Here is a 19,989-nt window from a genome sequence, read left to right on the forward strand (position 1 = left end):
AGGCGGGGGGGGGGGGGTTCCTGGGCTCGTGTTGGGCGAGGAGGCGGTTGGGGGCGGGGGGGGGCCGCGGGGCCCGGGGGGGGGGGGGCGGGGGGCGGCCCCGAACCGCTCGGCCCCTGCGCTTACTTGACCGCTCCCGCCATCACGCCCGAGACGAACTGCCGCTGGAAGGCGAAGAACACGGCCAGCGGGATCACCATGGAGATGAACGCCCCGGGTGCCAGGACGTCGATGTTGTTGCCGAACTGGCGTACCTGCGTCTGGAGGGCGACCGTGATCGGCTGCGTACCGGACTTGGTGAACACCAGCGCGACCAGCATGTCGTTCCACACCCACAGGAACTGGAAGATGCCCAGGCTCGCGATCGCGGGCCCGCCCAGTGGCATCACCACGCGGGCGAACAGCCGCAGTTCACCGGCGCCGTCGAGGCGGGCCGCCTCCAGCAGTTCGCGGGGGATCTCCGCGAAGAAGTTCCGCAGCAGGAACACCGCGAACGGCAGGCCGAACCCCGTGTGGAACAGGATCACCCCGAAGATCGTGCCGAACAGGCCGATGTTGCCGAACAGTTCGGCGATCGGGATGAGCGCGACCTGCACCGGCACGACCAGCAGGCCGACCACGGCCAGGAACCACCAGTCCCGGCCGGGGAACTCCATCCAGGCGAAGGCGTAGCCCGCCAGCGAGCCGACCACGACCACCAGGACCGTCGCCGGCACGGTGATCAGGACCGTGTTCACCAGGGAGTCGGTGATGTCGCCGTTCTCCAGCAGGTTCCGGTAGCTGCCGAAGGTGAGCTGCGCGGGCTTGCTGAAGACGGTCCACCAACCGCTCGCGCTCATGTCCTCCGGCGCGCGCAGCGACGACAGCAGCAGGCCGATCGTCGGGACCAGCCAGAACAGGCCCACCACGATCAGGAAGACCCTCAGCGCGCCACCGCTCACGGCCTCCGCCAGCCGCGACCCCAGGGACGGCTTCGCCTTCACGGCCTCGGGAACGGGCACCGCCTTCGTCGGACTCCCGGTCTGCGCCGTCATCGCCGCACCTCCCGCCGAAGCCTGCGCATGTTGCTGTGCTCGTCCCGGGGGCGACCCCCGGACCCCCGGCGGACAGCCGGACGCGCCGTCATCGCCGCACCTCCCGCCGAAGCCTGCGCATGTTGAACAGCATCACCGGGATGACCAGCAGCAGGAGGAACACCGCGATGGCGCTGGCGATGCCGGGTTGTCCCTCGGAGAAGCCCTTGCGGTACAGCTCCAGGGCCAGGACGTTGGCGTCGTCCTGGGAGGAGCCTGGGGCGATGATGAAGACCAGGTCGAAGATCTTCAGCACGTTGATCATCAGGGTGACCGCGACGACCGCGAGCACGGGTGCCAGCAGCGGCACGGTGACCCGGCGGAACACCTGCCACTCGTTGGCGCCGTCGACCCGGGCCGCCTCCAGCAGTTCCCTGGGCACGCCCGCGAGCCCCGCGGCGATCAGCACCATCGCGAACCCGGCCCACATCCACACGTACGCGCCGATGATGGCCGGAGTGACCAGCGACGGGCCCAGCCAGTCCACCCCGTTGTACGGCGCCTTGAAGTTGCTCGCCGGGAGCCGGAGTTGAGCACCGTCCGCCTGCGCGGGCAGCGTGAACGTGCCGTCGTCGGCGGCCTTCGCCGAGGCGACCACCTTGCCGTCCTTGACCGCCTCGATCCGCATCCCGGCATAGCCGAACTCCGACGGGTCGACCGCGCCGAGCTTCCCGACGCCCTTGCCGCGTGTGAAGTCCTGCCAGGCGGTGCCGGTGATCCTCCCCGGCTGCGGCTCGGCCCGCACGGCCCGCTTCGCACTCTTCGGCATCTGGTCGGGGGCGACGCCGACGAGGGGGAGGGCCACCGACTCGCCGGTGCGGACCGTGGCCGAGGTGATGAAGCCGCCCTGGTCCGGCTTCAGCGGCGAGTCGCGGCCCGGGTGGGCCTTCGGGAACGCCGAGGACTGCGCGAAGGTGTCGTGCACGCCGACCCACACCGCGTTGGCGACGCCCCGGTCCGGGTCCTGGTCGTAGACCAGCCGGAAGATGATCCCGGCCGCCAGCATGGAGATCGCCATCGGCATGAAGACGACCAGCTTGAACGCCGTTCCCCAGCGCACCCGTTCGGTCAGCACCGCGAAGACCAGACCGAGCGCGGTGGCGACGGACGGCGCGAACACCATCCAGATGACGTTGTTCTTCAGCGCGGTGCGGATGCCGTCGTCGGTGAACAGGGCCTTGTAGTTGTCGAACCCGGCGAAGCCGTCGCCCGAGGCGTTGAAGAAGCTGCGGACGACCGAGTACCCGATGGGGTAGACCACGAGCGCGCCGAGCAGCACCAGGGCGGGCAGCAGGAACAGGGCCGCCACGGTCCTGCGGGTGCCGGTCACGCTCTTGCGACGACGGGGCGCGGCGGGACCCGCTGAGGCTCCCGCCGCGGTGGCCGGCGCCATCGCCGGATCAGCTCCCGCCGCCGTACGCCGCCGCCGCGTCCTTCTCCAGCCTCGCCTGGGTGCCCGCGACGTCCGAGGGGTTCTTCAGGAAGTCCTGGAGTTCCTTCCACTCGCCCTTGCCGGGCGTGCCGCCGAAGGCCTGCGGGGCCTGGTCGGACATGTCGAAGCGGAAGTCGTCGCCCGAGTCGATCAACGCCTTGGCGATCTTCCGCTGGACCTCGTTCGGATACGCCGAGTCCGGCACGTTCTTGTTGGGCGACAGGTAGCCGCCGAGCTTCGCCTGGATCGTCGCCGCGTCCGCCGAGGCCAGGAAGGTCACCAGGGCCTGGGCCGCCTTGGAGTCCTTCAGGATCACGGCCGCGTCGCCGCCGGAGACCACCGGCGGGGTGGAGCCCACGGCCGGGAACGGGAACACCTTCGCGTCCGTGCCCACCTCGGCCTTGGTCTCACCGATGTTGACCTGGGCGAAGTCGCCCTCGTAGACCATGCCGGCCTTCGGCTGGTCGCCGCCGGTGAACGTCTGGGTCACCGAGGCCGGGAACTCGGTCTGGAGCGCGCCGTTCGGGCCGCCCGCGATGTAGTCCTTCTTGGACCAGATCTGGGCGAGCGTGGTGAGGGCGTCCTTGACGGACGGGTCCGTCCACTTGATCTTGTGCTGGGCGAGCTGGTCGTACTTCTCCGGGCCCGCCTGGGAGAGGTAGACGTTCTCGAACCAGTCGGTGAGGGTCCAGCCGTCGGCGCCGCCCACGGAGAACGGGGTGACCCCGGAGTCGTAGACCTGCTGCGCGGTGCTCAGGAGGTCCTTCCAGGTCTTGGGCTCGCTCGCGCCCGCGTTCTCGAAGACCTTGGCGTTGTACCAGATCAGCGACTTGTTGGCGGCCTTGTAGTAGGCGCCGTACTGCGTGCCGTCGACCTTGCCGATGTCCTGCCAGCCCTGCGAGTAGTTCCTGGCGAGCTGCGCCTGGGCCTCGGGGCCCAGCGGCGTGGCCCACTTCTTGTCCACGGCCTGCTTGATGGCGCCGGGCTGCGGGAGCAGTGCCACGTCCGGCGGCTGGCCGCCCGCGATCTTGGAGCCTAGGAAGTTGATGATCGGGTCCTGGGCGGGGACGAAGGTGACCTTGGCGCCGGTGCGTTTCTCGAACTCGGCGAGAACCTGTTTGAAGTTCTTCTGCTCGCCGCCGGTCCAGACGGCGGCCACCTCCAGCGTCGCGCCGTCCAGCTTGGGGAGGGTGACGGCGGCGCCGGGCTTCGTGCCCCTGCTGCTCTGGTCGTCGCCGCTCTTCTTGTCGTCGCTTCCGCCGCACGCGGTGAGGGAGAGGGCCAGGGCTCCCGCGGCGACGGCCGCGGCGGTCCTGGCGGCCCTGTGGCTGAGGATGGTGCTGCTCGTGCTGCGCATGACTGCCCCGTTCTCCGTTCCTCGTCGAACGTCCGAGCGCTGTCCCGTGGGCTCTGGTGTACGCCGGGGTCCTGGAGTCGGCAAGGGCGCCCACGGTGTCAACCGGGCGATCGTGACCACGTCGTGACTCCAAGTCAGATCCTGATCACGGCAGCGGGGGCGGACTGCGGCAACGGCAGGCAGCGGGGCCTGATTACAGCAACGAGGGAACGCGGGCCGCCGACACCTCCCGCGCGGCGCGCTCCAACGCGCTTGCCAGCAGGGCGAGATCCGTCGGTCCGTTGCCCAACTCCCGTACCGAGCGCCGGGTGGGCGGGTCGCCCATGCGGTGCCACTCCAGGGGGACGACCGTGGGGCGCTGGGTCGCGGTGCGGGGAATGCGGCCCGTGACGCGGCCGCCCTGGAACGCCGTCACCCGGCCGTCCGCGCAGGCCAGCCGACCGCGTCCGGGCGCCGGCTCGTCCGGCCCCGGGGCCGGTGCGTCCAGTGCGACCCGCAGCGCGGCCCGGCGCGCCGGTTCGGTCTGCGCCGTACGGCCGCCGGGCGTGGTGGCCGCCACCAGGTGCACGCCGAGCCGCTCGCCCTCCCGGGCCACCGCCTCCAGCGCGCGGATCACCGACCCGGCCGAGGGCCGGCCGGGCGAACCGAGCGAGGGCGAGACCAGGGCGTCCAGGTCGTCGACGACCACCACCAGGCGGGGCAGCGGCGGTGCGGCCTCCGCCTGCCGGCGGGCGGAGGCGGGCCGCAGCCGCATGGTCGAACTGGGCGGGCTGTCGAGATCCCCCGTGTCACCGGCGTTGCCGGCGGCGCCCGTTGCGGTGTGCCCCGGGGCGAATGCGCCGTGGGCGGTCGCGGTGCGCTGGGCGGCGCGGGCCGGGTCCGGGCCGGGCGTGCCCGCGCCGGTCGGTGCCGTGTGGGCCGGGCCCGCGCCGATGGGGCCTGTGGGGGTGCGTCCCGGCTCGAACGTGCCGCGGGTCGCCGTCGCTCGCTGCGGGGCGCGGGCGGTGCCCGAGCCGGCCGCGCCCGCGCCGGTCGGAGCCGCGTAGGTCGGGGCGGGGCCGGGCGTGCCGTGCGGCTGCGGTGCGCGTTGGGGGACGATGCGGCCGGAGACCTCGCGCCGGGTGTGCCACTCGGTGAAGTCCGTCAGCCCCACCAGCTCGGCCCGGCGTTTCAGCTCGGCACTCAGCGACTGGGCGAACTCCCGCATGCGGACGGGGTCGTTGGCGGTGAGGTGGGTGGTCACGTGCGGCACGTCCGTGCAGACCCGCAGGCCGTCGCCGTGCCCGCCGCCCGCGCCGGTGCCGTCCCGGCCGTCCACCAGCACGATGCCGAGGCGGTCGGGCCGCTCGGCGGCGGCGAGCGAGGCGACGACGGATCGCAGCAGTTCCGTACGGCCGCTGCCCGCCGGTCCCTCGACCAGCAGGTGCGGTCCTTCGGCCACGAGGTCGGCGCAGACCGGTCCGCGCGGACCGGCGCCCAGTATCGCCCAGGCCCGCCCGCCCAGGGCCGCCGTGTCGTCGGCCGCGTCCGCCCAGCGGGCCTGGAGCGAGGCCGGGGTGGCCCGGGCCAGCCCCAGCTCGTCCAGCAACCGCGCCGACAGGGGCAGCGGCGCCGACACCCGGGCCGGCCGGCCCGCTCCGGACCCGTCCGTCCGCAGGGGCGCCAGGGCCCGCGCGAAACGCTCGGCCCAGGCGAGGGACACCGCGTCGACGACGGCGACGGTGCCGGGGGGTATGGGGGTGCGGTGCGGGGCCCGTGCCGCCGGGGTCCCGGCGGGTGCTTCGGCGCGCGGTGCGCGGAGGGGGTCGTCCGGGTGCCGCCGGATCCGCTCGGGTCCGCTGTCCGGCTGGGCCGCGGCCGGGTGTCCCGCGACGCGCATCAGCCGCAGCGCCGTCGCCACGTCGCCGCTGAGCAGGGCGACGGCTCCGCACTCCCCGAACGCCGGTGACACCGCGCACGCCGCCTCGTAGGTGTCCGTCACCGGGGACGCGGGTGAGGCGGGCGTCGTCTCGGCGAGACACACCACGTGTATCCCGGCCCGGGGACCCTCGTGCGCGAGGCGTGCCACCGCCTCGCGGACCGCCGGGCCGCCCGGGTCGCCGTCCACGACCACCACCGTGTACGGCCCCGCGAAGCCCCGCTCGTCCGCCGGATCGTCGTCCCGCGCCCAGGAGGGCCGCCGGGCGCCGGCGGGCGCGTCCTGCGCCCGGTGGTCGCCGACCGTGGGGTCCGCCCCGGAAGCGGGGTCGCCGCCCGGTTGGTCCGCGGTGTGGTCCTCGACGCGCCGGAGGAGTTCGTCCGTGCGGGCCGCTGCCTGCTCGTGGTCGTGGGCGAGCAGGAGGCGGCAGTCCTGGCCGTGGGCCGGGCGGACGTGCGGCAGCCAGCCGAGCCAGGACCACTCGGCGGTGCGCTCCTCCACCGGGCGGGCGCGGTCGGCGCTGAGCAGCACGATCTCGAGCGTGTCCGGGGAGTGCGCCGCGGCGAGCTGGGCGAGCACCGCGCGGGCCAGTCCCGACAGGCGGGCGCGCGGTCCGGCCAGGCCCAGTGCCCCCACCTCGCGCAGGTCGGCGGTGACCGGGACCGCGGGCAGCAGCCCCGAGCCGTCGGGGGCCGGCCGGTCGGCCGTGCCGAGCCGTACGGTGAGCGCCTCGGGGTGGCCCGCCCCGCGCTCCCACAGCCGCGGTCCCGGACCCAGGGCCGCGAGCAGCAGTGCCGCCGGGTCCGGCCAGGTCTCCGGCTGCTGCGGCGTCGTGCGCCACGCGGGCGCGTCCTGCGCGCGCAGGTCCGCCCCCGTGCCGTCGTACGTCCCACGCCGGTCGGCCGCCTGTTCGCCGCGCCCGCCGGTCAGCCGCCGCGCCCACGCCCCGAGCCCGCCGCGCCGGCGCAGGACCTGCGGCACGCCGGTGCCGCCGTCGGCCGTGATGGCGAAGGGCACGGGCGGCTGCGCCTGCGCGCTGTGGGTGCCCTCGCCGCTCTCGATCCGGGGCGCGCCGGCCTGCGCGGGGACCGCGGGGGGCTCGACGGTTCCCGGCGCCCCGGTTCCCGGCGGGTGCGGTGCGCATGTTCCCCGGTGGGCCACGGTCGGGCCGGTGGCATCGCCGTACGCGCGCGTGGCCGCCCCGTGCGCGCCGCTGCCGTCGCCGTCGCCCACGCCGTCCCGTACGCGCTCGTGTGCGGTGGTCTCGTGTGCGGTGGTGTCCGGTGCGGGCGCGCCCCCGGAGGGGAGCCGCACATGGCCCTCCCCGTCGGGTGTCGTCCGTACGCGGGCGTCCCGTCCCGCGGCCGGTGTCAGGCGCAGGGCCGACTCGCCGATGCGCAGCAGCGCCCCGGGGGCGAAACGGACAGGGCGGGACCCGACGGGCCTGCCGCCCAGCACCGTGCCGTTGGTGGAGCCCAGGTCCGCGACCGAGACGCCGCCGTCGGGGGCGACCGTCACCGCGCAGTGCACGCGCGAGACGTCGGGGTCGTCCAGCGGCACGTCGGCGTCGGCGGAACGGCCCACCGTGATCTGCCCGCCGTGCAGCAGGTGCACCCCGCCCGCGTCCGGCCCCGCGACCACGTGCAGCTGGGTCGGGGCGTCGTCGAGCTCGGGGTGGGGCTCGGGGTCGGCGGGGGAGCCCAGGGACAGCACCGCGCCGTCGAGCAGCGGGGGCTCGCCGAGCGTGCAGCGCTGGGCGTCCAGCCGCTCCGCGCCCGCGTACAGCACCACGGGGCCCGCGCCCGGCTCCCGGCCGCCGGACGCGCCCCGCTCCCGGCCGCCCCGCTCCGACGCCGACGTCCCCTCGCCGGAGACCGCCGCGGCCAGTGCCGCCGCCACCGCGGCCAGAGCGGTGCCGGCGGGCGCCGTGACCAGGACGTCGCAGCTCGCGGCGCGGCTTCGCGCCGGTGGGTGGCCGCCCGGCTCCTGCGAGGCCGGGACCGTGGGGGAGGGCGGGCCCAGCGGATCTACGACGGTCAGCCGGATCTGCATCGCCGTCAGCGGTCCCTTCTGCGCGGGCGCCCGCGACCGGCGTGGGGCGAAACCGCCCCGCGGTCCCCCACCGCGGACTTTCCCCCACCACCGCACGAGCACGTCGGCCAGTTGTGGAGGCATCCTCGCACCTACCACTGACACCGCGCCCGTCGCCCACCGGCAAGTGATCTTGATTGGTCGGCTCTGCCCGCAAAAGTTCCCGGCCGATGCCCGGCGAATGTCCGCTCGATGCCTGCTTGGGATCGTTCATGTCCGTACCGGGCAACCAACCGACCCGAGCCGAGCGTCTTTCCGTCGAACATGTACGGGGCCCCGTGCGTACGTCGCCGTGGAAGGAACCGGCGCGGGCGCGGGCGGCGGCACCGGGCGCGGCAGCTCGACCGCCCGGCACCGCGGAGGACGGCACTAAAGTGGGTCGGAACACCCGCGCGGCGGGTCGCAGCACCCGCGGGACGCCCCAGAAGCGCGGGTTCAGGCAAGCAAGCAACAGGGAGCGCATGACGTGCGGCCGGTAGGCAGCAAGTACCTCCTGGAGGAGCCGCTCGGACGCGGTGCCACCGGGACCGTCTGGCGAGCCCGCCAGAGGGAGGCGGCGGGCGCGGAGGCAGCCGTGCCCGGGCAGCCCGGTGAGACCGTCGCCATCAAGGTCCTCAAGGAGGAGCTGGCGAACGACTCCGACATCGTGATGCGGTTCCTGCGGGAGCGGTCCGTCCTGCTCCGGCTGACCCACCCGAACATCGTGCGGGTGCGCGACCTGGTGGTCGAGGGTGATCTGCTGGCGCTGGTCATGGACCTCGTCGACGGCCCCGACCTGCACCGCTACCTGCGTGAGAACGGCCCCTTCACACCCGTGGCCGCCGCTCTGCTCACCGCGCAGATCGCCGACGCGCTCGCCGCGAGCCACGCCGACGGGGTCGTGCACCGCGACCTGAAGCCGGCCAACGTCCTGCTGAGGCAGGACGGCGGGCAGATGCACCCGATGCTGACCGACTTCGGCATCGCCCGTCTGGCCGATTCGCCCGGACTCACCCGCACCCACGAGTTCGTCGGCACGCCCGCGTACGTCGCGCCCGAGTCCGCCGAGGGCCGCCCGCAGACCTCCGCGGTCGACGTCTACGGCGCCGGAATCCTGCTGTACGAGCTGGTCACCGGCCGTCCGCCGTTCTCCGGCGGATCGGCGCTGGAGGTCCTGCACCAGCATCTGAGCGCCGAACCGCGCCGCCCGTCCACCGTCCCCGAACCGCTGTGGACGGTCATCGAACGCTGCCTGAGCAAGAACCCCGACGGACGGCCCAGCGCCGAGAACCTCGCCCGGGGGCTGCGCGTCGTCGCCGACGGCGTGGGCGTGCACGCGAGCCCCGCGCAGATCGCCGCCGCGGAGGCCGTGGGGGCGCTGCTGGCACCCGACCCGGCGCCCGCGACCGTGCCCGCCCCCGACGTGCCCGGCGCCGCCGACCCCACGCAGGTGCTGCCGCAGGGCGCGGCCTCGTACGACCCGAACGCCGCGACCAGCTTCCTGCCGCACACGGGTGGCGCGTCCGGCGCGGCCGATCCGACCACCGTGCTGCCCGCTCACGGCGGCGACTCCACGCGGGTGATGCCGCCGATGCCGCAGGGGGCGCCGGGCGACATGAACGGCGCCGGCGGCGGGCCGTACGGGGACCAGCAGCCCGAGCAGCCGCACCCCTGGCAGAACCAGCTGCGCGCCGCCCGCGACCGCAACGAGCAGACGCAGGTCCAGTACCTGGACCCCGGCGAGGACCCGCTGCGCCGCCGCCCCCAGCGGCAGGTCGCCCGGCCCCAGCAGCAGCCGCAGCGTCAGCAGGCGCCGCCCGGTCGCGGCTATCAGCAGCAACAGCCGCAGCGGTACGCGCCCCAGCCCCAGCCCCAGCGGTACGCGCCGCCCGCCCAGCCGGAGCCCCGGCGGCCGGTGCGCGAGCCGAGGCCGCCGCGGCAGCGCAGCGCGAACCCGATGAAGATCCCCGGTCTCGGCTGCCTCAAGGGCTGCCTGTTCACGATCATCATCCTGGTGGTGGCCGGCTGGCTCGTCTGGGAACTGACGCCGTTGCAGGACTGGATCGGGACCGGCAAGGGCTACTGGGAGCAGCTGAGCTCCTGGGCCGGCGCGGTGAGCGACTGGGTCAAGAACCTGGGCGGCGACGGCAGCGGCAGTGGCAACTAGGCGCGGGTCTGGGGATTTGTCGACAGTCGGCGGGTGAATTCCGGCTCTGTGGTGAGGGTTGGCTCGCCGGACGCGTAGCTTTGTCGGCAACACGCGTCTGTAGGAGCAGTCTTGGCACGGAAGATCGGTAGCCGGTACACCGCCAACCAGATCCTGGGGCGGGGCAGCGCCGGCACGGTGTGGTTCGGCGAAGGACCCGACGGCCCCGTCGCCGTCAAGCTGCTGCGCGAGGACCTCGCGTCCGACCAGGAACTCGTGGGCCGCTTCGTACAGGAGCGGACCGCGCTGCTGGGCCTGGAGCACCCGAACGTGGTCTCCGTACGGGACCTGGTGGTCGACGGCAACGACCTGGCCCTCGTCATGGACCTGGTCCGCGGTACGGACCTGCGCACCCGGCTGGAGCGGGAGCGACGGCTGGCGCCCGAGGCGGCCGTGGCGATCGTGGCCGATGTGGCGGACGGGCTTGCCGCGGCGCACGCGGCCGGGGTCGTGCACCGGGACGTCAAGCCGGAGAACGTGCTGCTGGACATGGAGGGGCCGCTCGGCCCCGGTGGTGCGCACCCGGCGCTGCTGACCGACTTCGGTGTGGCCAAACTCATCGACTCGCCCAAGCGGACCCGGGCGACGAAGATCATCGGGACGCCGGACTATCTCGCGCCGGAGATCGTGGAGGGGCTCCCCCCGCGGGCCGCCGTGGACATCTACGCGCTCGCCACGGTCCTGTACGAGCTGCTGGCGGGCTTCACGCCGTTCGGCGGCGGGCATCCGGGCGCGGTGCTGCGCCGGCACGTCACGGAGACGGTGGCGCCGCTGCCGGGCATCCCGGACGAGCTGTGGCGGCTGATCGTGCAGTGCCTGGCCAAGGCGCCGGCGTCGCGGCTGCGGGCCTCGGAGCTGGGTGCCCGGCTCAGGGAGCTCCAGCCGATGCTCGCGGGGATGCCGCCGCTGGACGTGGACGAGCCTGGTGCGGAGCCTTCGCAGGAGGCGGGCGAGGAGTCGTCGTCCGACAGGTCGGCGGATCCGGCCGGGGGCGGGGCCGCGGGCGGGGCCGTGGAGCGGGTACGGCGACGGGGAGCGGTCCCGTTGGTGCCCGGGGCGAAGCCGGACTCCAACCGGGACACGCACACGTCGATGCGGGTGCCCGCGCCGGACGAGCTGGCGGGGGGTGCGCGGGGGACGGCGCGGGTGCCGCGGGCGGCGGGTGCGCCGCGGCCCGGTTCCGCCGCGCGTCACCGGGCCGCGGCGCGGCGGCGGCGGGTGACGCTGGGAGTCGCGGGGGTGGTGGTCGCGGGGGTGCTCGGGGCGGGGGTGTGGTGGGCGTCGTCGGGGGACGGGACGGATGTGGCGCCGGGGGCGCCTGGGCAGTCGGCGTCTCCGTGACGCGTTGATTTCGGTTTCCGGGACTTGTGTCCCGGACCCGGGTTCGGGGCTGCGCCCCGCTTCGCCCGCCCGCCCGTCTCGGTGGGTGGGTTCCGTCCGTGGGGCTCCGCCCCAGACCCCGGCGGGGGCTTCGCCCCCTGCGCCCCCGGTTTCCCGCCCGCCCGCCCGTCTCGGTGGGTGAGGAGGGGATCGGGAGGGGTGCGCCGTGGGGATGGGTGGGTCCGGAGGGCGGGGCGTCCGGTTGCGGTGGGTCCCAGTGGGCGGAGGTGCCCGGCAGCGGTGGGTTGCGGAGGAGGGGAGCGCCGGTTGTGGTGGGCCCTGAGGGTCGGGGCGCCCGGTAGTAGTGGGGCCTGAGGGGCCGCGGTGGCCCCAGCGGGCGGGGGTGTGCGGCGTTTGTCGCTTGGCGGAGCCGTTACGCTGGATGCGTGGCAGTCGTCGATGTATCCGAAGAGCTGAAGTCCCTCTCCTCGACCATGGAGTCGATCGAGGCCGTTCTGGACCTCGACAAGATGAGGGCAGACATCGCCGTGCTCGAGGAGCAGGCGGCCGTGCCCTCTCTGTGGGACAACCCCGACGAGGCGCAGAAGATCACCAGCCGGCTCTCCCACCTCCAGGCGGAGGTCAGGAAGGCGGAGGCCCTGCGCGGCAGGATCGACGATCTCGGTGTGCTCTTCGAGCTCGCCGAGGCCGAGGACGACCCGGACACCCGAAACGAGGCCGAGGCCGAGCTCGTCGACGTCAAGAAGGCGTTGGACGAGATGGAGGTCCGGACGCTGCTCTCCGGTGAGTACGACTCCCGCGAGGCGCTCGTGAACATCCGGGCCGAGGCCGGCGGCGTCGACGCCGCCGACTTCGCCGAGCGGCTCCAGCGCATGTACCTGCGCTGGGCCGAGCAGCACGGCTACAAGACCGAGATCTACGAGACGTCGTACGCCGAAGAGGCCGGCATCAAGTCGACCACCTTCGCCGTGCAGGTGCCCTACGCCTACGGCACCCTCTCCGTCGAGCAGGGCACCCACCGCCTGGTGCGCATCTCGCCCTTCGACAACCAGGGGCGCCGGCAGACCTCCTTCGCCGGTGTCGAGATCCTGCCCGTCGTCGAGCAGACCGACCACATCGACATCGACGAGTCCGAGCTGCGTGTCGACGTCTACCGCTCCTCCGGGCCCGGCGGCCAGGGTGTGAACACGACGGACTCCGCGGTCCGCCTCACGCACATCCCGACCGGCATCGTGGTCTCCTGCCAGAACGAGCGCTCGCAGATCCAGAACAAGGCCACGGCCATGAACGTCCTCCAGGCGAAGCTGCTCGAGCGGCGCCGCCAGGAGGAGCAGGCCAAGATGGACGCCCTCAAGGGCGACGGCGGCAACTCCTGGGGCAACCAGATGCGCTCCTACGTCCTGCACCCGTACCAGATGGTCAAGGACCTGCGCACCGAGCACGAGGTCGGCAACCCCGAGGCCGTGTTCAACGGCGAGATCGACGGGTTCCTGGAGGCCGGAATTCGCTGGCGCAAGCAGCAGGAACAGGGCAAGTAGCAGCCCGGGACACCGCAAGCAGACTCTTTGTCGACAAGGCAACTGCCGCTCTTCCAGCGGCAGTTGCCTTTTCTATTGCCCGATGTCCGGGTTTTACGTCACGCTCACATACTTCAACCACGTGCAAACAGCGCACAGTTGGACATCGCGCCCGCAACGACCTTGACGGTCCTTCAAAAAGCGGCAAAGGTGAAACGTGGCATGCGTATTTCTGGGGCGCATGTGAACCGGGGGGATCCGCAATGCGCCAACCACCCCCGTTGATCACTGCCCCGCGCGCCGCTCGAAGACGATTCAGCTACTGGGGGTAGCAACCATATGACGAAGAAGACGCGGGTTCGTGTCGCGCGCATCGCGGCCGGTGCCGTGATCGCCGCCGGCGCCTCGCTGACCGCCGCGGGCGCGGCCTCGGCCCTCGACCTCGGTGTCAGTGCCGGCGTCGGCAGCGGTGGCATCAACGCGAGCGTGACGTTGGACGACGAAGACCCGACCGACCCTTGCGACGTCGTCGGCGTCTGTGAGGGCGAGACCGGCGGTAATGAGACCGGCGGTAATGAGACCGGCGGTAACGGGACCGGCGGTAATGAGACCGGCGGTAATGAGACCGGCGGTAACGGGACCGGGGGTAACGAGACCGGCGGTAACGGGACCGGGGGTAACGAGACCGGCGGTAACGGGACCGGGGGTAACGAGACCGGGGGTAACGAGACCGGCGGCGGCAACGGTGGTTCCACCGGTGGCAACGGTGGCAACAACGGCGGTTCGACTGGCGGCAACGGTGGTTCCACCGGTGGCAACGGTGGCAACAACGGCGGTTCGACTGGCGGCAACGGCGGCTCCACTGGCGGCAACGGTGGCTCCACCGGTGGCAACGGCGGCGGCAACGGCGGTTCCACCGGTGGCACCACCCCCAACGGCGGCGGCAACAACACCGTCCCGCAGGAGCAGGGCTCCTCGGCCCTGACCGAGACCGGCTCGGACAGCAACCCGTCCGCGCAGGGCAACGGCCAGGAGCTCGCCGAGACCGGTGCCGCGGAGACCACGTTCCTGCTGGTCGGCGCGGCCACGATGATCGCCGGCGGCATCGGCTTCCGGTTCCTGCCGCGTCTGATGGAGGGCCGCGGCGGCGCCGCTGCCTGAGCGTGGCGAGCGACGTACGCACGGTAGGTACACGCGCGCGTACGGCTGAGTGAACGACGAGGGGCCCGGAGCGGCAAGCTCCGGGCCCCTTCGCGTCTCGCGTCCTCGGGATGCGTCCTACACCGTCTGGTGGGCCAGCAGCGCCACCGCGGCGATCAGCACCACCAGCAGCGCGATCAGCGCCGTGGGGTTCAGCCCCGCGAAGAAGTTCTCCTGCTGCAGCCGCTCGCGGTTCGCCCGGCACACGGGGCACCGGCCCTCGCTCACGGGCGCCGCGCAGTTCGCGCACACCAGCCGGTCGTACGTCATCCGCTCGCCCTCCTTGCACCGGTTCCACTCTGTCAACGCCCACGCGCGCGCGAACGTTCCCTCCCCACCATGCCAGGTTCGCCGGGACGGCGCGCGGGTCGCTCCGCAAGCACGAACCTTGTGCCAACTCCGCGAGAATATGCCCCGCACAAAAACACACAACCCACACCCAACCCTGACCGGCGACTGCGCACCCCTCCCCGGTTCGCGTAAGGTCACGCTCATCTACCCCCGGCGATCCGTGGTGCATCCGTGATCCGATTCGACAATGTCTCCAAGGTCTACCCCAAGCAGACCCGCCCGGCCCTCAGGGATGTCTCCCTGGAGGTGGAGAAGGGCGAGTTCGTGTTCCTCGTGGGGTCCTCCGGCTCCGGAAAGTCCACCTTCCTGCGGCTGATCCTCCGCGAGGAGCGGTGCAGCCACGGCCAGGTGCACATCCTGGGCAAGGACCTCGCGCGCGTCTCCAACTGGAAGGTCCCGCAGATCCGCCGCCAGCTGGGCACGGTCTTCCAGGACTTCCGCCTCCTGCCCAACAAGACGGTCGCCGAGAACGTCGCCTTCGCTCAGGAGGTCATCGGCAAGTCCAAGGGCGAGATCCGCAAGTCCGTGCCGCAGGTGCTCGACCTCGTCGGGCTCGGCGGCAAGGAGGACCGCAGGCCCGGCGAGCTGTCCGGCGGTGAGCAGCAGCGCGTCGCCATCGCCCGCGCCTTCGTCAACCGGCCCAAGCTGCTCATCTGCGACGAGCCCACCGGCAACCTCGACCCGCAGACCTCCGTCGGCATCATGAAGCTGCTCGACCGCATCAACCGGACGGGCACCACCGTGGTGATGGCGACCCACGACCAGAACATCGTGGACCAGATGCGCAAGCGCGTCATCGAGCTGGAGAAGGGCCGTCTCGTCCGCGACCAGGCGCGCGGCGTCTACGGCTACCAGCACTGACCAGTCCACGACGGAAAGGCTTGACCAGACGCCATGCGCGCCCAGTTCGTCCTGTCGGAGATCGGTGTCGGTCTCCGTCGCAATCTGACGATGACCTTCGCCGTCGTCGTCTCCGTCGCCCTGTCGCTCGCCCTGTTCGGCGGGTCGCTCCTGATGAGCGACCAGGTCAACAACATGAAGGGCTACTGGTACGACAAGATCAACGTCTCGATCTACCTCTGCAACAAGAGCAACGCCCAGAGCGACCCCAACTGCGCCAAGGGCGCGGTCACCGAGGACCAGAAGAAGACGATCCTCACCGACCTGAACAAGATGTCGGTGGTGCAGAAGGTCACCTACGAGTCCCAGGACGAGGCGTACAAGCACTACAAGGAGCAGTTCGGCGACACCCCGCTGGCCAGCACCATCACGCCGGACCAGATGCAGGAGTCGTACCGGATCAAGCTGAAGAACCCCGAGCAGTACAAGGTCATCGCGAGCGCCTTCAACGGGCGTGACGGGGTGCAGTCCGTGCAGGACCAGAAGGGCATCCTGGACAACCTCTTCGGGCTGCTGAACGGCATGAACTGGGCCGCGCGCGCGGTGATGTCGCTGATGCTGGTCGTCGCGCTGATGCTGATCGTCAACACCGTGCGCGTCTCGGCCTTCAGCCGCAGGCGTGAGACCGGGATCATGCGCCTGGTGGGCGCCTCCGGCTTCTACATCCAGGCGCCGTTCATCATGGAGGCGGCGGTCGCCGGGCTGATCGGCGGCGGGGTCGCCTGCGGATTCCTGGTGACCGCGCGGTACTTCATCATCGACCACGGTCTCGCCCTGTCGGAGAAGCTGAATCTGATCAACTTCATCGGCTGGGACGCGGTGCTGACGAAGCTGCCGCTCATCCTCGCGACAAGTGTGCTGATGCCGGCGTTGGCCGCGTTCTTCGCGCTGCGCAAGTACCTGAAGGTGTGACGCACGCCAAAGAGGTCGTACGGTCGAGCAACCGTACGGCCTCGGGGCGTTGTCCTAGACTCACCGCCATGTCGGGCCGTGACCTGTTCCGTCAGCCCCGCCGCGGCCGCGCCGGGGCCGCCCTGACATTGGTCTTCGCGAGCGTGCTGGTGGCGGGCGCGGCGACGGGCTCCCTGCCCGGCCACGACGACCGCAAGTCCCAGGCGGGTGAGGCTGGTTCGGCCGTGCCCGTGGGCCGGCCCGAGGAAGTGACCCGGGCGGCGGCCGAGGCCATGGCCGTCGGCGAGTCCCCCATGCAGGCCGCCGCACGTGCCGTCAGCCGCAGCGGCGACCGCTGGGGAGCCGTCTACTCCCGCGGCGAGTACGAGGAGTTCCAGGAGTCCCTGGACGGCCAGTACACCGGCGTTGGACTGTCGACGCGGCGCCGCCGGGACGGCCGGGTCGAGGTGGCGAAGGTCCGGGCGGGCTCGCCCGCGGCGGCCGCCGGCATCCGCCGGGGCGACCGGCTGCGCAGCGTCGACGGCGAGCGGACCGACGGGCTGCCGGTGACCGACGTGGTCGCGTTGCTGCGGGGCGATGCCGACGACGCGCCCGCCGGCACCGCCGTCACCCTGGGCCTGCAACGCGGCAAGCGCGTGTGGACCCGGACGCTCCGCCGGGCCCGTCTGTCGACGGACCCGGTCACGGTACGGCGCTCGGCGGGCGGCGTGACCGTCATCAAGATCGCCGCATTCACGAAGGGCGTGGGCGACACGGTCCGCACCGCCGTACGCCGCTCCCCGGCCGCCGAGGGGATCGTCCTCGACCTGCGCGGCAACTCCGGCGGCCTGGTCACCGAGGCCGTCACCACCGCCTCCGCCTTGCTCGACGGCGGCCTGGTCGCCACCTACGACGTCGACGGCGACCAGCGCGCCCTGCACGCCGGCTCCGGCGGGGACACCACCCGGCCTCTGGTCGTACTCGTCGACGGCGGCACGATGAGCGCGGCCGAACTGCTCACCGGCGCCCTCCAGGACCGCGGCCGCGCGGTCGTCGTGGGCTCCCGCACCTTCGGCAAGGGGTCGGTGCAGATGCCGAGCAGGCTGCCCGACGGCTCGGTCGCCGAGCTCACGGTCGGGCACTACCGCACCCCTGGCGGGCACGCGGTGGACGGCCACGGCATCACCCCGGACCTGGACGCCGGGCAGGACGCGCTGCGGCGCGCGCAGACGGTTCTGACGGGTCTGGGCGAGGCGTCCTAGCCCGGCCGGGCACGCCCTTTAATACGTTTCCCGCACACCCCCTCCGTAGTGCGAAAATGGGGGGCACTATGGCTAAGGAAAAAGGGCGCAAGCTGATCGCGCAGAACAAGAAGGCGCGGCACGACTACCTCATCATCGACACCTACGAGGCCGGTCTGGTGCTGATGGGGACCGAGGTGAAGTCGCTGCGTCAGGGGCGGGCGTCGCTGGTCGACGGGTTCGTGCAGCTCGACGGGCACGAGGCGTGGCTGCACAACGTGCACGTGCCCGAGTACAGCCAGGGCACCTGGACCAACCACAGCGCCCGCCGCAAGCGGAAGCTGCTGCTGCACCGGGAGGAGATCGACAAGCTGGAGTCGAAGTCCCAGGAGACGGGTCACACGATCGTGCCCCTCGCGCTGTACTTCAAGGACGGCCGGGCCAAGGTCGAGATCGCGCTGGCGAAGGGCAAGAAGGAGTACGACAAGCGGCAGACGCTCCGCGAGAAGCAGGACCGCCGCGAGACGGACCGCGCGGTGGCGGCGGCGCGGCGCAAGCAGCGGGCGTAGCGGCAGGCCCGGGACGCGGGGAATGCGCTGGCACGGACCTGCGTTGGTCACGTACGATGGAACCAGCACCGCGAGGCCGGTGCGGATCTCCTCTCCGGAGGGGTTTTGAAAAAACAACATGGGGATGATCGGTTTCGACAGCGGCTGTCGAAGCAGGGGAAGCGTGTCGAGGAAGCGGCCATGATCTCGTAAACCACAGGCCGAAAAAATAATCGCCAACACCAAGCGCGATTCCTCCCAGCAGGCCTTCGCCCTCGCTGCCTGATCTCAGGTAGCAGAGCGAGCCTCCTACTAAGGGAGTGTCAGCCCGGGGCTGTTCCCGACCCGGATCCTGGCATCAGCTAGGGGACTAAACCTTGATCCCGGTCACGGGGTGAAGAGGGAAACCAAACAGTGACTGAGCCCGTCGGAGACTTGTCCGCGTGATCTTCGGGGCTGAGAAAAGCGAAGCGGACTGCACACGGAGAAGCCCTGATTCTGCACCGTTGGACGCGGGTTCGATTCCCGCCATCTCCACGATCGGGAGGCTCCCGAGCCTCCTTCACCCATGTGGGAAAGGCCCCGTCGCTTTCGAGCGGCGGGGCCTTTCCCGTTGCGTGGGCAGGTCCCTGTCGCTTTCGGCTGACGGGGTTCCTGCCGCCGAGGGCCGTGGTGGTGTCAGAACAGGGGCAGGGTGGCTGTCACGGAGAAGGTCCGGTCCTTCGTGGTGACGTGCAGGGTTCCGCCGAGGGCGATGACTCGGCCTCTGAGGCCGGCCAGGCCCGTGCCGCGGCCGGGCGCCGTGGAGGGTGGGGGCGGGCCGGTGGGGGCACCGTCGTTGCGGACGGTCAGACGGATGTCGTCCGGGTCGGCGTGGAGCTCGATCTCGCAGAACGTGGCACGGCTGTGTTCCAGCAGATTGCCCACCGCCTCGTGGAGCACCGACCGCAGGCACTTCGTCACCGCGTCGTCCAGTTCGAGGCGCGGTGGCAGCGAGGCGTGCACCCCTATCCCGGAGGTGGTCAGCAGCCGCTGTGCCCGGGCCAGCTCGTCGGCCAGGGACCGGGTTGCCCCGGGGCTGCTGATGAGCCGTACGTCCTCCTGCGTCCGCCGGGCCAGCTCGGCGACCTCGGTGAGCGCCGCCCTGGCGGACTCGGCGGAGGCGTCCGCGCGCAGGGTGTTCTCCGCCCGCACCACGATGGCCACCAGTGACGAGCCCACCAGATCGTGCAGGTCCTGGCGCATACGCGCCTGGGCACGCTGCTCGGCGAGCCGGGCCGTCTGTTCCTTGCTGCCGTGCAACCGGGAGGAGAGCAGGGCGAGATGGGTGACCGCGAAGACGGTGCTCGCCGTGATCGCCGCACTGAGCAGAGCGACCAGTGAACCGCGACTGCTGTCGACCACGCCCGTGTGAATGAGCAACGGCCCGCTGGCGACGACCGCCAGGGCGACGGGAACGGAGTTGGCGGGGGGCAGGGTGAGCAGTACGGCGCCGGCGAGGAAGCCGAGCAGAGTGAACCACCGGTGCTGGAAGACCACCAACGGCATGTAGGTGAGCGCGGCCTGCACCAGCAGCAGGCCCCACCTCCAGCGGTACGGCAGTCGGTAGGGCGGGGGTGCGTATTGGCCGAGCAGAACGGCGGGCGTCAGCACCAGCACGGTCAGACCGGCGGCAACGGTGCGTCTGTGGAACGGCGAGGCGGCGACATCCAGCGCCACCAGCCCCAGTGATCCGACCACCAGCACGACCAACGCGCCTAACGCGACCCGTGCTCCCGGTGGAGCCGTCACGCCGCGTACTGTCCCGTTCCGCATACTCGCCCCGTCCTTCCAAGATCATCGACGATTGATTATGGATCGGCCCGACAGGGGCGATCGAACCCACCGAGAGGTCTCACAGAGTCTCTGACCTGCCCATTTGGGCGTCTTCGCAACCTCTTCGCA

General features: G+C 72.1%; 14 protein-coding genes and 1 other RNA gene. 9 read left to right on the forward strand and 6 right to left on the reverse strand.

Annotated features, from left to right (window positions below):
* Positions 1-122: 122 nt before the first annotated feature.
* The 4 genes from ACIQMV_RS11525 to ACIQMV_RS11540 form a co-directional block, all read right to left on the reverse strand.
* Positions 123-1,034, reverse strand: a complete 912-nt coding sequence (locus ACIQMV_RS11525) for a carbohydrate ABC transporter permease (protein WP_402592492.1) — start codon at positions 1,032-1,034, stop codon at positions 123-125.
* A gap of 88 nt (positions 1,035-1,122) precedes the next feature.
* Positions 1,123-2,466 (reverse strand): carbohydrate ABC transporter permease, encoded by a 1,344-nt coding sequence (locus tag ACIQMV_RS11530; protein WP_402592493.1) that lies wholly within the window; start codon positions 2,464-2,466, stop codon positions 1,123-1,125.
* A gap of 7 nt (positions 2,467-2,473) precedes the next feature.
* Positions 2,474-3,862: an ABC transporter substrate-binding protein gene (locus ACIQMV_RS11535; RefSeq protein ID WP_141360494.1), complete on the reverse strand. Its 1,389-nt coding sequence runs from the start codon at positions 3,860-3,862 to the stop codon at positions 2,474-2,476.
* A 193-nt stretch (positions 3,863-4,055) separates the two neighbouring features.
* Positions 4,056-7,832, reverse strand: a complete 3,777-nt coding sequence (locus ACIQMV_RS11540) for an FHA domain-containing protein (protein WP_402592900.1) — start codon at positions 7,830-7,832, stop codon at positions 4,056-4,058.
* A 505-nt stretch (positions 7,833-8,337) separates the two neighbouring features.
* Here ACIQMV_RS11540 and ACIQMV_RS11545 point away from each other — a divergent pair.
* The 4 genes from ACIQMV_RS11545 to ACIQMV_RS11560 all read left to right on the forward strand — a co-directional run bounded on the left by ACIQMV_RS11545 (position 8,338) and on the right by ACIQMV_RS11560 (position 14,075).
* The gene (locus ACIQMV_RS11545; protein ID WP_402592494.1) at positions 8,338-10,017 is read left to right on the forward strand and encodes a protein kinase; all 1,680 of its coding nucleotides are present in this window, start codon (positions 8,338-8,340) and stop codon (positions 10,015-10,017) included.
* Between the two features lie 111 nt (positions 10,018-10,128).
* Positions 10,129-11,397, forward strand: a complete 1,269-nt coding sequence (locus ACIQMV_RS11550; RefSeq protein ID WP_402592495.1) for a serine/threonine-protein kinase — start codon at positions 10,129-10,131, stop codon at positions 11,395-11,397.
* A gap of 425 nt (positions 11,398-11,822) precedes the next feature.
* Positions 11,823-12,935, forward strand: coding sequence for a peptide chain release factor 2 (prfB, locus tag ACIQMV_RS11555; protein ID WP_402592496.1), 1,113 nt, complete (start codon positions 11,823-11,825; stop codon positions 12,933-12,935).
* A gap of 318 nt (positions 12,936-13,253) precedes the next feature.
* Positions 13,254-14,075, forward strand: coding sequence for a hypothetical protein (locus ACIQMV_RS11560; protein WP_402592497.1), 822 nt, complete (start codon positions 13,254-13,256; stop codon positions 14,073-14,075).
* A 117-nt stretch (positions 14,076-14,192) separates the two neighbouring features.
* Here the strand turns inward: ACIQMV_RS11560 and ACIQMV_RS11565 are convergent, their stop codons facing one another.
* A complete protein-coding gene (locus ACIQMV_RS11565; RefSeq protein WP_141360499.1) occupies positions 14,193-14,384 on the reverse strand; it encodes a hypothetical protein in 192 nt (63 codons plus the stop codon).
* 252 nt (positions 14,385-14,636) lie between these two features.
* Between ACIQMV_RS11565 and ftsE the strand changes: the two genes are divergently transcribed.
* From ftsE to ssrA, 5 genes are all read left to right on the forward strand, one after another.
* Positions 14,637-15,326: a cell division ATP-binding protein FtsE gene (gene ftsE / locus ACIQMV_RS11570; RefSeq protein WP_141360500.1), complete on the forward strand. Its 690-nt coding sequence runs from the start codon at positions 14,637-14,639 to the stop codon at positions 15,324-15,326.
* 33 nt (positions 15,327-15,359) lie between these two features.
* Positions 15,360-16,277: a permease-like cell division protein FtsX gene (gene ftsX, locus ACIQMV_RS11575; RefSeq protein ID WP_141360501.1), complete on the forward strand. Its 918-nt coding sequence runs from the start codon at positions 15,360-15,362 to the stop codon at positions 16,275-16,277.
* Between the two features lie 68 nt (positions 16,278-16,345).
* Positions 16,346-17,518 (forward strand): S41 family peptidase, encoded by a 1,173-nt coding sequence (locus ACIQMV_RS11580; protein ID WP_402592498.1) that lies wholly within the window; start codon positions 16,346-16,348, stop codon positions 17,516-17,518.
* Positions 17,519-17,586: 68 nt separating this feature from the next.
* Positions 17,587-18,066 carry an SsrA-binding protein SmpB gene (gene smpB, locus ACIQMV_RS11585; RefSeq protein WP_141360503.1) on the forward strand — a complete coding sequence of 160 codons (480 nt, stop codon included), beginning with the start codon at positions 17,587-17,589 and terminating at the stop codon, positions 18,064-18,066.
* 120 nt (positions 18,067-18,186) lie between these two features.
* Positions 18,187-18,585: a transfer-messenger RNA gene (gene ssrA / locus ACIQMV_RS11590) on the forward strand.
* Between the two features lie 138 nt (positions 18,586-18,723).
* Here ssrA and ACIQMV_RS11595 read toward each other — a convergent pair.
* Positions 18,724-19,791, reverse strand: coding sequence for a sensor histidine kinase (locus ACIQMV_RS11595; protein WP_402592499.1), 1,068 nt, complete (start codon positions 19,789-19,791; stop codon positions 18,724-18,726).
* Positions 19,792-19,989: the final 198 nt, after the last annotated feature.

This window comes from Streptomyces sp. NPDC091412 (assembly GCF_044756885.1).
GTDB lineage: Bacteria > Actinomycetota > Actinomycetes > Streptomycetales > Streptomycetaceae > Streptomyces.